Here is a 12,958-nt window from a genome sequence, read left to right on the forward strand (position 1 = left end):
GCGAGGATGCAGGGCATGGCCACCGAACCCGCCGTCCGTGTCCGTTCCCTCCGCAAGGCCTACGGTGGCGTTGCCGCCGTGGACGACCTGTCCTTCGACATCGCCGCCGGTGAGGTCGTCGCCCTGCTCGGACCCAACGGGGCCGGCAAGACCACCACCGTGGAGATCCTCGAGGGGCATCGGCAACGTGACACGGGGGAGGTGTCGGTCCTCGGCCACGACCCGGGTCGGGGAGAGCGGGCGCTGCGCGAGCGCATCGGCATCGTGCTGCAGGAGGCAGGGATCGAGGACGTCTTCTCCGTCCGTGAGATCCTGACCCGCTACCGGTCGATGTACCCACGCCGGCGGGACGTGGACGAGGTCCTCGACGTCGTCGGGCTGCGCGAGAAGGCCGACGAGCGGGTGACGTCGCTGTCGGGCGGCCAGCGGCGCCGGGTCGACCTGGCGCTGGGCCTGATCGGCGACCCCGACCTGATCTTCCTCGACGAGCCGACCACCGGCTTCGACCCCTCCGCCCGGCGCCAGGCATGGGAGGTCGTCGAGGGGCTCCGGTCGCTGGGCCGGACCATCCTGCTGACCACCCACTACCTGGACGAAGCCGAGCACCTTGCCGACCGCGTCCTGGTCATCGCCCGGGGACGGCTGCTGGCCGAGGGCACGACCGCCGACCTCGAGGCGGCATCCGGGTTGCGTCCGACGCTGCGGTTCCGGCTGGGCGCCGGGGGGTCGACGACACCGGCCGACCCCGCCGACGTGGGCATCGCCCTCGAGCGGGCTGCGTCGGGGTGGTACTCCGCCCCGACCGATGCGCCGGCGCGGGACCTGCACCGGCTGACCGGGTGGGCGCTGGAGGCAGGCGTGGAGCTGGAGGGGCTGGAGGTGCGGCGGCCCACGCTCGAGGACGTCTACCTCGACCTGGTCGGGGCCGACGGCGTGGAGACCGGACCGATGTCGGACGTGGTGTCGTGAGCACCGTCGCGACCGGCCGGCCGACCGTCGCCGGACTGCTGCTCGGCGAGACCCGTGCGCGGGTGACCGCCTTCGTCCGCACGCCCATCGCGGCGTTCTTCACCCTCGTCTTCCCGCTGGTCGTGCTGCTGCTGGTCGGCACCCTGGTCGGCAACGCCGTGCTGGAGTCGCGGTCGGGCGTGCGGATCGCCCAGTTCTTCACGCCGGCCATCGCGGCCTACGCGGCGGCGACGGCGGCCTACACCTCGCTGGCCATCGGGTTGTCCATCGACCGCGAGAAGGGGGTGCTGCGCCGCCAGCGGGCGCTGCCCATCCCGACCGCAGCGCTGCTCGGCGGCCGGGTCGGGGCCGGCGTGGTGTCGGGGACCGCGGCGGTGGTCCTGATGGTCGTGGCGGGCGTGCTGTTCCTCGACGTGCGGATCGTCTGGGCCAAGCTGCCCGCTGCCGTGCTGGCGCTGGTCGTCGGCATCGGCTGCTTCGCGGCGCTCGGGTTCGCGGTGTCCTCGATCGCCCGGACCTCGGCGGCCACCCAGGCGATCACCAACGGCACGCTCGTGCCCCTCGCCTTCGTGTCGGACGTCTTCGTCGTCGGGGACGACATGCCCGAGGCGCTGTCGATCGTCGGTGGCCTGTTCCCGCTGAAGGCGTTCGCCAACGCGCTGGCCGAGGCCTTCAACCCGTTCACGGCGGGCGCCGGGTTCGCCTGGAGCCACCTCGCCCTGATGGTGGCCTGGGCGGCCGTCGGCGCCGGGGTGGCCACCCGCCGGTGGACCTGGGACACCCCCCGCACCGTGTCGTCGAACCGGCCGCCGGTCGTCGTTGGGCGACACACGTCGGGGTCGGGGCGGTCCCTCCCGCCGGGTGTGTCGTCGAACCGGCCGCCGGTCGTGGTTGGGCGACACACGTCGGGGCCCGCGGCCGGCGATGGCCGGGACCACGAGGTGGAGGAGGGGCCGGTCACCCGCTGGACGCTGGTACGCGGTCAGGTGGTCGACGGCATCCTGGCGACCGTCCGCGTCCCCTCCTCGGCGTTCTTCACCCTCGCCCTCCCCGTGGTCATGCTGCTGCTGTTCAGCGCCGTGTTCGGCAACCCCGAGCTGAACGACCGCGGCGGCGTCCCGCTGGCCCAGCACCTCGCGCCTGCGCTGGGCATCTTCGGCATGGCCACCGTGACCTTCGCCGAGCTGGCCGAACGGTTGGCCGCCCAGCGCGACCGCGGCATCCTCGTGCGCGTTCGGGGGACCCCCATGACCCTCGGCACGTTCGTCGCGGGTCGGATCGGCGCGGCGGTCGTGCTCGGCGTCGTCACCACCGCCGTTGTCCTGCTGGTCGGCGTGCTGGTCGTCGACGTGACCGTGCCGCTGTCCCGGTTGCCCGTCGCCGGCCTCGTGCTGGCCGTCGGGATCGCCACGTTCACGGTGCTCGGGCTGGCGCTGGTGGCGATCGCGCCGCGGGCAGAGGCCGTCTCACCGCTGGCCAACGCCGCCCTGCTGCCCATGGCGTTCGTCTCCGACGTCTTCCTGATCGGCGACCTGCCGGGCTTCCTGGTCACCATCGCCGACGTGCTGCCGCTGCGGCCGGCCGTCACCGCGCTGTCGGACGTCCTCAACCCCGCCCTCGACGTCGGCGTCCCCTGGGCCCGCCTCGGCGTGATGCTCGCCTGGGCCGTGGTGGCCGCCGTCGTGGTCCGCCAACGCTTCGGCTGGGCCCCTCGACGCACCTGACCGCCCCCGACGTGGCTGCCCCAGCTCATGCGCGTCGCGCTGGTCGGCACCCGGTGCGGGTGAGGCGACACGCGGGGTTTCGGGGACGACCCGGCCGGATAGTATGAATTATGATGAACACGCCCACTGCCAAGGACACCACTGCCACCGAGACCCTCCGGGGTCACACCGATGAGGCCGTTGGGGGCACCTACGTCGAGCCCTCGTTCGAGCGCGACACGGCCTACATCCCCGACCGGATCACCGTCGACGCGCGGGACGGGTGGCCGGTCGAGGCCGGCCGGTACCGCTTGGCCGTGGCCCGCGCCTGTCCCTGGGCCAACCGGGCGGTCATCGTGCGTCGGCTGCTCGGGCTGGAGGACGCCATCTCCATGGCGATCGCCGGACCGGTCCACGACAAGCGGTCGTGGACGTTCGACCTGGACCCCGGCGAGGTCGACCCCGTCCTCGGCATCCCCCGGCTGAAGGACGCCTACGAGGCGCGCTTCCCCGGCTATCCCAAGGGGATCACCGTCCCGGCGATGGTGGACATCCCCTCCGGTGGCGTGGTCACCAACGACTTCCGGCAGCTGACGCTGGACTTCTCCACCGAGTGGACCGCCCACCACCGGCCCGGCGCCCCCGACCTGTACCCCGAGCCCCTGCGCGAGGAGATCGACGAGGTCGCCCGCGACAACTACGACGCGGTCAACAACGGCGTCTACCGGTGCGGGTTCGCCGGGACACAGGCCGCCTACGAGGAGGCCTACGACGAGCTGTTCGCACGGCTCGACTGGCTGGGCGAACGGCTCAGCCACCAGCGCTACCTCGTCGGCGACACGATCACCGAGGCCGACGTGCGCCTGTGGCCGACCCTCGTCCGCTTCGACGCGGTCTACCACGGCCACTTCAAGGCCAACCGCAGCAAGCTGAGCGAGATGCCGGTCCTCTGGGCCTACGCCCGCGACCTGTTCCAGACCCCCGGCTTCGGCGACACGATCGACTTCGACCAGATCAAGTCCCACTACTACGAGGTCCACCGCGACGTGAACCCGACCGGGATCGTCCCCAAGGGCCCGGACCTGTCGGGCTGGATGACCCTGCACCACCGCGAGCAGCTCGGCGGCCGACCCTTCGGTGACGGCACCCCGCCGCCCCCACCACCCGAGCACGAACGGGTCGCCCCGGCCAGCAACCCGGCCGGCGGGATCATCAGGTCAGCCTGATCACGATCCCCACGACCCCCGCCACGACGGCCACCGAGAGGTACCCGAGGACCAGGCGGGTGTCGCCCAGCTTGCAACGCGACGCCAGCAGGCCGGCCCGGTATGCCCTGACGTAGGCCACGACCGCCAGCGTGCCGAACACGACGACGGCCAAGGGAGGGGACAGCACCCACGCGACCAACGCCACCGTCGTCGCGACGCACAGTCGCAGCGGATCCGGTGGCGCCGGTGGGGCGTGGCCCGTCGGGGCATGCGGGTCGTCCTCGGAAGCGGAGGCGAACGCTCGTGGGACGCGCGGGTCCACGCTCATCGCCGCGGGCCCGTCGACACCACGGGCAACGACCGGCCGGGTCGACCCAGCGACGGTGCCGTCTCGCCTGCGGTCAGGCGCGACAGCCGTTGCCCCGACAGCTCCGTCCAGCTCTGCACGGCGCAGAACGGCGCGCACTGGTTCGCATCGGCGTCGCGGGTGCCGACGTGCACGCAGCACTGCAGCAACCGCTCCTCCACCATCGTGTCGATGTCCATGAACGGCTTGACGGTGATCCGCACGATCCGCTCGGCCAGCAGCTTGCGCAGGGACCGTCGCGACGCCCCCGCCCGCGCCAGCTTCAGCAGCCCCGGGACCCCCAGGTCGCAGGCGTCGCAGACGGTCCTGAACAGCTCGGCGGTCTCGGGGTGGGTCAACGACGACCGCTCCGACAGCAGGCCGAGCAACGACTCGCGGGCCAGCACCCGCAGGTCCTCCGCCAGCTCGGGCTTGGCCATGCCGGTGTTGGCCACCAGCCCCAGGTGCTCGGCCAGCACCTCCGGACCGAGCAGGGCCACGAGCGACTGCCACACCGGCCCGTCCACAGACCCCCGCCCTCGGGTCCTCGCGAGGTCGTACTCTTCCGGGGGGGCTCCGCCACCCCCGGACCCCCCGGGGACGACTCGCTCCGGGCCTCGGGAACCCCGCCCTCGGGTCCTCGCGAGGTCGTCCTCTTCCGGGGGGGCTCCGCCACCCCCGGACCCCCCGGGGACGACTCGCTCCGGGCCTCGGGAACCCCGCCCTCGGGTCCTCGCGAGGTCGTCTGTCCTGAACAGGTAGCCGACCGAGCAGCAGTGGGGGTGGGAGCAGGGGAGGGCGGTCAGGTCGCGCCAGGTGATCCGGCCGTCGGTCTGCGGACCCAGTCGGGCCAGCACCCCGGTGTGGGTCAGCCGGTCCAGGGCGTCGATCTCGCCCGACCGGCCGGCGCCGAACTGTGGCTGCAACGACACGCCGGTCACGTACGGGGTGGCCAGCGCCAGGTCGACGACCGCGCCGATCTCGTGGTCGTTGACGCCCATCGCGATCGTCATGGTCAACGTCGTGAAGATCCCGGCGTCCGACAGCGCCCGCACGGCCTCGGCCTTGACCCGTCGCAGGTCCGCTCCGCGGTGGTGGCGGTGCCCCGCCAGGTCGAAGCCGTCGTGCTGCAGGTAGACCTCGACGCGGTCGCGGTGCCGACGCAGGGTCTCCAGCACCCCGGACTCGCCCCGGGCGATCGTCAGGCCGTTGGTGTTGACCAGGACCCGCACGACGTCGCGTTCCAGCAGCCGGTCGAGCAGCTCGCCGAACCCCGGGTGCAGCGTCGGCTCGCCGCCCGACAGCATGACCACGTCCAGCCGCCCGTTCTCGCGCGCCAGCCGCTGGTCGACGTTGGCCAGCACCTCCTCCACCGGCACGAAACCGGCGACGTCGGGTCCGGACCCGGCGAAGCACGTGGGGCACGACAGGTTGCAGGTGTCGGTCAGGTCCTCCAGCAGGATGCAGGTGTGCTGGGTCTGCAGCTCGCCGAGCCCCTGCAGGTACCCCGCCGGAGGAGGGGTGAAGTTGCCGGCCGTGTCGGGCACGTGCACCTTCGTCGGGGCGGTCCACCGCTCCAGCCAGTCGAGGATCTCGGGGTCCTCGTCGTACAGCGTGACGATCCGGCCGTGATCGGGACAGCCGCGCACGAGCCACACCCTGCCGTCGGCCTCCGACAGGTAGCCGGGCAGCCGCCTCGCGCCGTCCACCGACCCGCCGTCGCGGTCGTGGCAGCGGGGGCACCACGCCGTCACGTAGCGGCGGATCCGGTCGGTCCGCGTCGCCATGCCCTTCGCCGGGACGCCGTTCGCCGACTGATCGCTCACGACCCCACCTCCACGGCAACCGGCTCGGGGAACGAGGGTGGGCGCAGCAGCCCCGACCGCCACGTCCGCACGAGTCGCCACGCCAGCAACGGCAGCGTCACCAGCAGGAACACCTGTGACCCCGACAGGGGCCCGACCAGGTCGGGGTTGGCGCGCAGCCACTCGCTGGCGAACCGGAACGTCCCGTAGGCCAGCAGCCACACCGTGAAGATCATCCCACGCTTGTGCAGCCGGTCGCGCAGCGCGACCACGGCGACCAGCGACACCACGTGGAAGCCGATCTCGTAGGCATGCGTCGGGTGGCTCGGCAGCAGGCACGCGGCGTCGCATCCCACCAACCCGTCGGCCTGGTCCGGTGACAACGCCACCCCCCACGGCAACGAGGTCGGGGTGCCCAACGGTTCGGTCAGCAGGCAGCCGATCCTCCCCACGGCCATCGCGGCCGGGACCGCGGGGGCGAACAGGTCGCCGGTGGAGTGGTGGATGCCGACGAGCTTCTTGGTGACCTCCGCCCCGGCGTAGGCCCCGAACAAGCCCCCGAGGATCGACTTGCCGCCGTACGCCAGCACCCCCAGCACCGACGGGTCGTCCACGGTCAGCAGGTACCGCCAGGTCGTGGCGCCCTTCGCCAGCAGCACCCCACCGACCAGGGCTCCGGCCGCGACCAGCAGGTGGGCACGATCGGCCATGCCACGACGTCGTGCCTCGGTCACGTACACGGCAAGGCCGACCAGGGCGCCGAGCACCACGAACAGGTCGTGGATCGGCGCTGACCAGGGGCCGAGCTGCCAGGTCGAGATCACTGCGGCGTCGCCCCCGAGAGCAGCGCCAGGCAGGCACCGAACAGCAGGGCGATCATCGCGGCGGAGACCAGCAGCCACGCGACGACCACCCCGAGGACGACGAGGACGGTCCTGCCGCCGCTGGGCCGCGGCTTGGGGGCCGGATGGTCGGGGCCGAGCCGAACGTCCGCGACGTGGTCGGTCCACGCCTGCCCGTCCCACCATCGCATCGCGCGCGGGTTGGACGGGTCGGGGAACCACCCGGCCGGTGGCATCAGCCCGCGTCGTTGCGGTCCCGCAGCACGCGCCGCAGGATCTTGCCGGACGCGGACTTGGGGATCTCGTCGAGCACCGTGATGCGGTGGAGCTGCTTGTAGGTGGCGACCTCCTCGGCGACGAAGGCCTTGATGTCGTCCTCGGTGGTGGTGCGTCCCTCCTTGAGGACCACGTAGCCGATCGGCAGCTCACCGGCGTCGTCGTCGGGGATGCCGATGACGGCGGCGTCGGCCACGTCCGGGTGGGTCAGGAGCAGCGCCTCGAGCTCGGCCGGCGGGACCTGGAAGCCCTTGTACTTGATGAGCTCCTTGAGCCGGTCGACGATGTAGACGTGCCCGTCCTCGTCGACCCTGGCGACGTCGCCGGTGCGCAGCCAGCCGTCGTCGGTGATCGTCTCGGCCGTCGCCTTCTCGTTGTTCAGGTACCCCTTCATCACCTGGGGGCCGCGGATCCACAGCTCGCCCTCGGCGTCGGTGCCGAGCGACTCGCCCGTGACCGGGTCGACGATCATGATCTCGGTGTTCGGCGTGGTCACGCCCACGCTGCCCGGCTTGAACCCGCCGGGGGTGGTCAGCTGGGTCACCGGCGACAGCTCGGTCATCCCGTAGCCCTGGACGACCTCGCAGCCCAAGCGGGTGGCGGCCTCCTCGGCGAGCTCGGCGGACAGCGGTGCCGCGCCGGAGAAGATCGTCTCCAGCTTCGACAGGTCGAAGCCGTCGACGGCGGGGTGCTTGGCCAGGAAGACCACGATGGGCGGGGCGACGAACGCGCGGGTGCAGCCGTGCTGGGCGTTCAGCTCCAGGAACTGCATCGGGTCGAACCGCGGCATCGTGATGATGGTCGCGCCGGTCCGGAGTCCGGAGTTCATCAGCACCTGCATGCCGTAGATGTGGAAGAACGGCAGGACGGCGATGAAGGCCTCGTCGGCCGTCAGGTCCATCGGCACGCGGGTCTGCTGGATGTTGGCGACCAGGTTGCGGTGCGTCAGCATCACGCCCTTGGACAGGCCGGTGGTGCCGGAGGAGTACGGCAGGACCACCACGTCGTCGAGGTCGACCTCGACCTGCTCGGCCAGCGGCTCGCCGAACAGGGCCGTCAGGGGTTCGGCGCCCTCCGCCTCACCGATGACGTGGATGGACTCGACCTGCGTGCCCTCGATGGCCTCGCGAGCGGTGTCGAGGAACATCCCGACGGTGACCAGCATGGTGGCCCCCGCGTCGGTCAGCTGGTGACGGATCTCCTTGGGGGTGTAGGTCGGGTTGATCGTGGTGACCGCACCGCCCGTCATCGCCACGCCGTGGAAGACCACGGCGTACTCGGGGAGGTTCGGGGCCAGGATCGCCAGGACGTCGCCCTTGCCGAAGCCCCGGGCCACCAGCCCACCTGCCAGCGCACGGATGCCCTGGTCGAGCTGGCTGTAGGTCAGCGTCCGACCGGTCGGCCCGTCGATCAGGGCCGGCTTGTCGCCCAGCTGGGCGGCGTTGGCCATGGTGAACGGCGTCAGCGCCTGTTCGGGGATCTCCAGGGAGGGCAGCGGGCTCTGGTGGACGATGGACGCCATGGACGGGTTCCTCGGCTCGGGGGTGGGGTCGCCCGGATCCTGCACCGTCGACGGCGAGAAGTGAAGCCCGGGGCCCGGCCGTTCGGCAATCCACGTGTCCCCGTCGGGACACCGGGGCCACGACGAGACGCGGGGCCGGCCCGTGGGCCGACCCCGTCCGGGGCAGGTGGGGGGTGTCCTCCCCCGGAGGTGGTCAGATCTCGGATCCGGACTCGGCCACGCCGGCGTCGTGGCCGCCCATGCCCCGGTGGCCATGCCCACGACCGTGGCCGCGGCCACCGAAGCCGAAGCCGAAGCCGTCGCTGGACTCGATGCGTTCGATGATCTCGTCGGCGCGCTCCTGGGTGATGGTGCCGTCGGCGACCTTCTCCTGGACTCGCTCGATGGCGACGGTCCGGAACGCGCCGGTCAGCTCGTCGCTGGTGACGCCGAGCTCGGCCGCGACGTCGTCGACGAAGGCCTGTCGTTCGGCCTCGCGCTCGGCCCGGAGGGCTTCGCGCTCCTCGTCGGTGAGGGGCTCGCGGTCGGGACGGTCCGACCCGTCCTCGGTGGTGTCATCGGCCGGCACGTCGGTGGTGTCCTCGGTGGCGTCGTCCTCCTGGGCTCGGGAGATGCCGACGGGGGAGAGGAACAGCGCCAGGCTGAGCAGCGCGGCGATGGCGAGCGCCGACACGGTCTTGGCGGTGGTGGTCATGATGGAAACGCCTTTCGTTTCGGTCCGGTGGCCCGGCGGATGTCCCGTCCGGCTCGAACAACAGACTGAGCCGTGTTCGTGAGGGGACTCTGAGAGGCGGTTGGCGGTCCTCTGAGCGTCCTGACCCTCGTCGGCGACGGGCGTGACTACGCTCCATGGCGATGGCACACGACGTCCTGCTGCTCAACGGCCCGAACCTCAACATGCTCGGGGTGCGCGAGCCCGAGGTCTACGGGGCCGACACGCTGGAGGACATCGTCGCGCGCGTCGTCGCGCACGCGGGTGACCGCGCGACCATCACCCACGTGCAGTCCAACCACGAGGGCCAGCTCGTCGAGGCCCTCCACGCCGCCCACGGCACCCGTGCTGGCGTCGTGTTCAACCCGGGCGCCTACACCCACACGTCGGTGGCCCTGCGGGACGCGATCAGCGCCTGTGGCCTTCCGGTGGTGGAGACCCACCTGTCCAACGTCCACGCCAGGGAGGAGTTCCGCCACCGTTCGATGCTGGCCGGGGTGTGCCTCGGCGTCGTCGCCGGCTTCGGCTGGCGCAGCTACACCGTGGCCCTCGACGGCCTGCTCGGCCACCTGGACGCAGCGCCGACCTGAGGTCGACCGTCAGGTCCCGGTCTCGACGGCGTCGGGCGCGTCCGTCGCCGGTGCTGCCTCGACAGGTGCCGGCGGGGCGGTGAACCAGAACGTGGCGCCGTTGCCCGGGCTGGACTCGACGCCGATCCGACCGCCGGCTGCCTCGATGTGCTTCTTTGAGATCGCCAGTCCCATGCCCGTGCCGGGATACTCCTGACGGGTGTGCAGGCGGCGGAGCATCACGAAGATCTCGTCGTGGTACTGCGGGTCGATGCCGATGCCGTTGTCGGTCACCGTGATCCGCCACATGCCGTCCTCGCGGGTGGCGGTGCCGTGGATGCGCACCTCGCCCGGAGAGCGGTACTTCAGGGCGTTGCCGATGAGGTTCTGGAACACCTGGGCCATGGCAGCCGGTTCGGCCAGGACCGTCGGCAGCGGATCGACCTCCACGATCGCCTCGGCCTCGAGGATCGCCGCCCCCAACGATCCGACGGCCTGACGCCAGGAGACGTTGAGGTCCACGGGCTCCAGGACGTGGTCCCGCCCGGCACGGGAGTAGTCCAGCAGCTCGCTGATCAACGTCGACATGCGGCTGGCCCCGTCGCGGGCGTAGGCGATGTACTCGAGGGCTCGATCGTCCAGCCCGTCGGCGTACTGCATCTGGAGCAGCCCGACGAAGCTCGACACCGTGCGCAGCGGCTCCTGCAGGTCGTGGGAGGCGACGTAGGCGAACCGTTCCAGCTCCAGGTTCGACCGGGCCAGCTCCTCGCGGCTCTCCCGCAGGTCCTTGGTCATGGACTCGGCCAGCCGGACCGCACGGATGCGGGCGGTCGACATCGACCGCAGTCCCAGCACGATGAGGGAGGTGATGATCAGCCCGACGACCCCGACCACCCAGGGGGTGGCCCGCTCGAACGGCGTGTTCAGGGGCTCGACGGCCTGGTAGAGGATCGCCCAGCGTCGCCCGCCGATGTCGTACTCCAGCAGCCGTGCGTCGCTGGCATCGACCCCGTCGGGCACGGTCGCGTCGTCGCCGAAGGTCAGGTTGTCCGGGCTGGCCGGCACCGGGTCGTCCGGGGTGCCGACGTCGTAGACCTCCAGCCGGGCGTCGGCGTTGTCGCCGAGCACCCCCTCCACCAGGTCGCCCATGCGAAAGGCGGCGTAGGACACGCCCGTGAACGCCGCGCGCCGTTCCTCCACCGTGGACACGCCGGGGTTGTCGTAGATGGCGACCATGACGAGGAAGCCGCTCTGGGAGCCCGTTTCCTGGACAAGCACGATCGGGGCGGTGGTGGCGACCTGCCCGGTGTCGCGTGTCAGCTCCACGGCCGCACGGCGGTTGGCCTCGGAGAAGAAGTCCAGGCCGAACGCGGCCTCGTTGCCGGCGGTCGGCTCGACGTAGTCGATCAGGACCTTGGTGTCGTCGGTGGTCCGTGGATGGGGCACGAACTCGGGGTACGCATCGACGGTGCCGGCGTCGGCGTTGACCGCCTCGACGTGTGCGCCCAGCTGCGTCGCGTCGACCCGCGTGGCGTGCCCGATCACCTGGATGCCGGGGTACCGAGTCGTCAGCTCGAGCGCCCCGACGAAGGCGCGCCACTCGTTGCGGTCCACGGGACCGGCGGTGAACAGGCCACGTCCACCGAAGATGGACTCGGTGTAGGCCTGCATCCGACGGTCGATGGCCTCGCGGGCCTCGTTGGCCCGCCGGTCCAGCCGGTCCTGGGCGCTGGAGTCCACCGTTCGCTCCGCCCACACGACCAAGCTGACCGTCAGCGCGAGCAGCACCGCCCCGATGACCCACGGCAGCGCGACAGGCCACACCGAGCGCGACGACGCCTCGGTGTCCCGCCTTCCGTCCGAGCCCACCAGCAACATGGTAGAGGCACGATCGGCCGGGCAACGACCGACATGAACGGGATCCGGGCACGAGGGTCGTGGAACGGGGAGGAAGCGGAGGCGGACGGGAATCGAACCCGCCAGGACGGCCGAGCCGCCCTCATCGGTGTTGAAGACCGTGGGGCCCACCAGGAACCCAGACGCCCCCATGGGCTCCCACACCCTACCCGTCCCGGGCAGGCCGCTCGTGAGGAGCGGTGCGCTGCCGACTAGCCTTGAGGGCCATGGCCACCCCCTCCATCCACTGGACCCAGGAAGTGCCGGCGCTGCGGCGTCCGGTGATGCTGCTCGCCCTCGATGGCTTCATCGACGCAGGCAACGCCGCCCAGACCGCCGCCATGTTCCTGCGGCATCGCTGGACCGCCGAGGTCGTGGCCACCTTCGACCACGACACGTTCATCGACTACCGGGCACGCCGGCCCACGACGGTCATGGACAGCGGCGTCCTGCGGCGCATGGAGTTCGACGAGCTGCAGGTGCTGGTGGCGCGAGTCGACGACTCGCCGCACGACGCGGTGTTCCTGCTCGGCCCCGAGCCCGACATGCGGTGGGAGGCCTTCTGCGCCACCGTCGTCCGGCTGTGCCGTGACCTCGGCATCGAGCAGGTGATCGGCCTGGGTGCCTACCCGGCCGCGGTCCCGCACACCCGTCCGGTCAACGTCACCTCCGCCCGCAACATCGCCTCGGGCGAGGTGCTGCCGACCACCAGCGAGGTCGCCGGCTACACCGGTCCCGTGGGCGCGCAGGTGATGCTGCAGCACCGCATGGGCGAGGCCGGCATTCCGGCGGTCGGCATGTGGGCCGAGGTGCCCCACTACATCTCCGCCAACAACCACCCGTCGTCCGCCCTGGCGCTCGTCGACGTCGTCGCCGGCGCCTTCGGGGTGTCCATCGACACCACCGAGCTGCAGGCCGCCGCGCGAGCCCACGAGGAGCAGGTCAACGACGCCGTCGCCGACCACCCGGAAGCCGCCGTCATGATCAGCCGGCTGGAGGCCCACCACGACGAGGGCGGGGCCGCGATGCAGGTGCCGTCGGGTGACGACCTTGCCGCCGAGATCGAACGCTTCCTGTCCGACCGGGGCGGCGAGTAGCCCACCCCCCGGG

12 protein-coding genes and 1 tRNA gene are annotated in these 12,958 nt (G+C 71.8%); 5 read left to right on the forward strand and 8 right to left on the reverse strand.

Annotated elements, in window-relative coordinates; genetic code table 11:
• The first annotated feature begins 15 nt into the window (after window positions 1-15).
• The 3 genes from CUC05_RS09710 (at window position 16) to CUC05_RS09720 (ending at window position 3,898) form a co-directional block, all read left to right on the forward strand.
• The gene (locus CUC05_RS09710) at window positions 16-969 is read left to right on the forward strand and encodes an ABC transporter ATP-binding protein (protein WP_108666144.1); all 954 of its coding nucleotides are present in this window, start codon (window positions 16-18) and stop codon (window positions 967-969) included.
• Entirely contained in the window at window positions 966-2,693 is a 1,728-nt protein-coding gene (locus CUC05_RS09715) for an ABC transporter permease (RefSeq protein WP_108665906.1), read from the forward strand. The genes CUC05_RS09710 and CUC05_RS09715 overlap by 4 nt, the downstream gene beginning before the upstream one ends.
• 113 nt (window positions 2,694-2,806) lie before the next feature.
• On the forward strand, window positions 2,807-3,898 hold the full coding sequence (locus CUC05_RS09720; RefSeq protein ID WP_108666145.1) for a glutathione S-transferase family protein: 1,092 nt from the start codon (window positions 2,807-2,809) through the stop codon (window positions 3,896-3,898).
• Here the strand turns inward: CUC05_RS09720 and CUC05_RS09725 are convergent.
• The 6 genes from CUC05_RS09725 to CUC05_RS09745 form a co-directional block, all read right to left on the reverse strand.
• Window positions 3,885-4,208 carry a hypothetical protein gene (locus tag CUC05_RS09725; RefSeq protein ID WP_205712240.1) on the reverse strand — a complete coding sequence of 108 codons (324 nt, stop codon included), beginning with the start codon at window positions 4,206-4,208 and terminating at the stop codon, window positions 3,885-3,887. The two genes, CUC05_RS09720 and CUC05_RS09725, sit on opposite strands and share 14 nt — an antisense overlap.
• Window positions 4,205-6,013 carry a radical SAM protein gene (locus CUC05_RS25310; protein WP_420810901.1) on the reverse strand — a complete coding sequence of 603 codons (1,809 nt, stop codon included), beginning with the start codon at window positions 6,011-6,013 and terminating at the stop codon, window positions 4,205-4,207. The genes CUC05_RS09725 and CUC05_RS25310 overlap by 4 nt, the downstream gene beginning before the upstream one ends.
• A gap of 35 nt (window positions 6,014-6,048) precedes the next feature.
• Window positions 6,049-6,855 (reverse strand): prolipoprotein diacylglyceryl transferase, encoded by an 807-nt coding sequence (locus CUC05_RS09735; protein ID WP_157965410.1) that lies wholly within the window; start codon window positions 6,853-6,855, stop codon window positions 6,049-6,051.
• Window positions 6,852-7,109: a DUF2510 domain-containing protein gene (locus tag CUC05_RS24635; RefSeq protein ID WP_157965411.1), complete on the reverse strand. Its 258-nt coding sequence runs from the start codon at window positions 7,107-7,109 to the stop codon at window positions 6,852-6,854. The genes CUC05_RS09735 and CUC05_RS24635 overlap by 4 nt, the downstream gene beginning before the upstream one ends.
• Window positions 7,109-8,671 carry an AMP-binding protein gene (locus tag CUC05_RS09740; protein ID WP_108666147.1) on the reverse strand — a complete coding sequence of 521 codons (1,563 nt, stop codon included), beginning with the start codon at window positions 8,669-8,671 and terminating at the stop codon, window positions 7,109-7,111. Before CUC05_RS09740 ends, CUC05_RS24635 begins: the two co-directional genes overlap by 1 nt.
• Before the next feature lie 193 nt (window positions 8,672-8,864).
• Window positions 8,865-9,365, reverse strand: a complete 501-nt coding sequence (locus CUC05_RS09745; protein WP_108665908.1) for a hypothetical protein — start codon at window positions 9,363-9,365, stop codon at window positions 8,865-8,867.
• 161 nt (window positions 9,366-9,526) lie between these two features.
• Here CUC05_RS09745 and aroQ point away from each other — a divergent pair, with 161 nt between their 5' ends.
• Entirely contained in the window at window positions 9,527-9,973 is a 447-nt protein-coding gene (gene aroQ, locus CUC05_RS09750; RefSeq protein WP_108666148.1) for a type II 3-dehydroquinate dehydratase, read from the forward strand.
• A gap of 9 nt (window positions 9,974-9,982) precedes the next feature.
• Here aroQ and CUC05_RS09755 read toward each other — a convergent pair whose 3' ends face one another.
• Together CUC05_RS09755 and CUC05_RS24640 are read right to left on the reverse strand one after the other, a co-directional pair.
• Window positions 9,983-11,821, reverse strand: coding sequence for a sensor histidine kinase (locus CUC05_RS09755; protein ID WP_170127971.1), 1,839 nt, complete (start codon window positions 11,819-11,821; stop codon window positions 9,983-9,985).
• Window positions 11,822-11,905: 84 nt separating this feature from the next.
• A tRNA-Sec gene (locus CUC05_RS24640) sits at window positions 11,906-11,999 on the reverse strand.
• Window positions 12,000-12,075: 76 nt separating this feature from the next.
• Here CUC05_RS24640 and CUC05_RS09760 point away from each other — a divergent pair.
• Window positions 12,076-12,945, forward strand: coding sequence for a PAC2 family protein (locus CUC05_RS09760; protein WP_108665910.1), 870 nt, complete (start codon window positions 12,076-12,078; stop codon window positions 12,943-12,945).
• Window positions 12,946-12,958: the final 13 nt, after the last annotated feature.

The organism is Euzebya rosea (assembly GCF_003073135.1).
GTDB classification, from domain to species: domain Bacteria; phylum Actinomycetota; class Nitriliruptoria; order Euzebyales; family Euzebyaceae; genus Euzebya; species Euzebya rosea.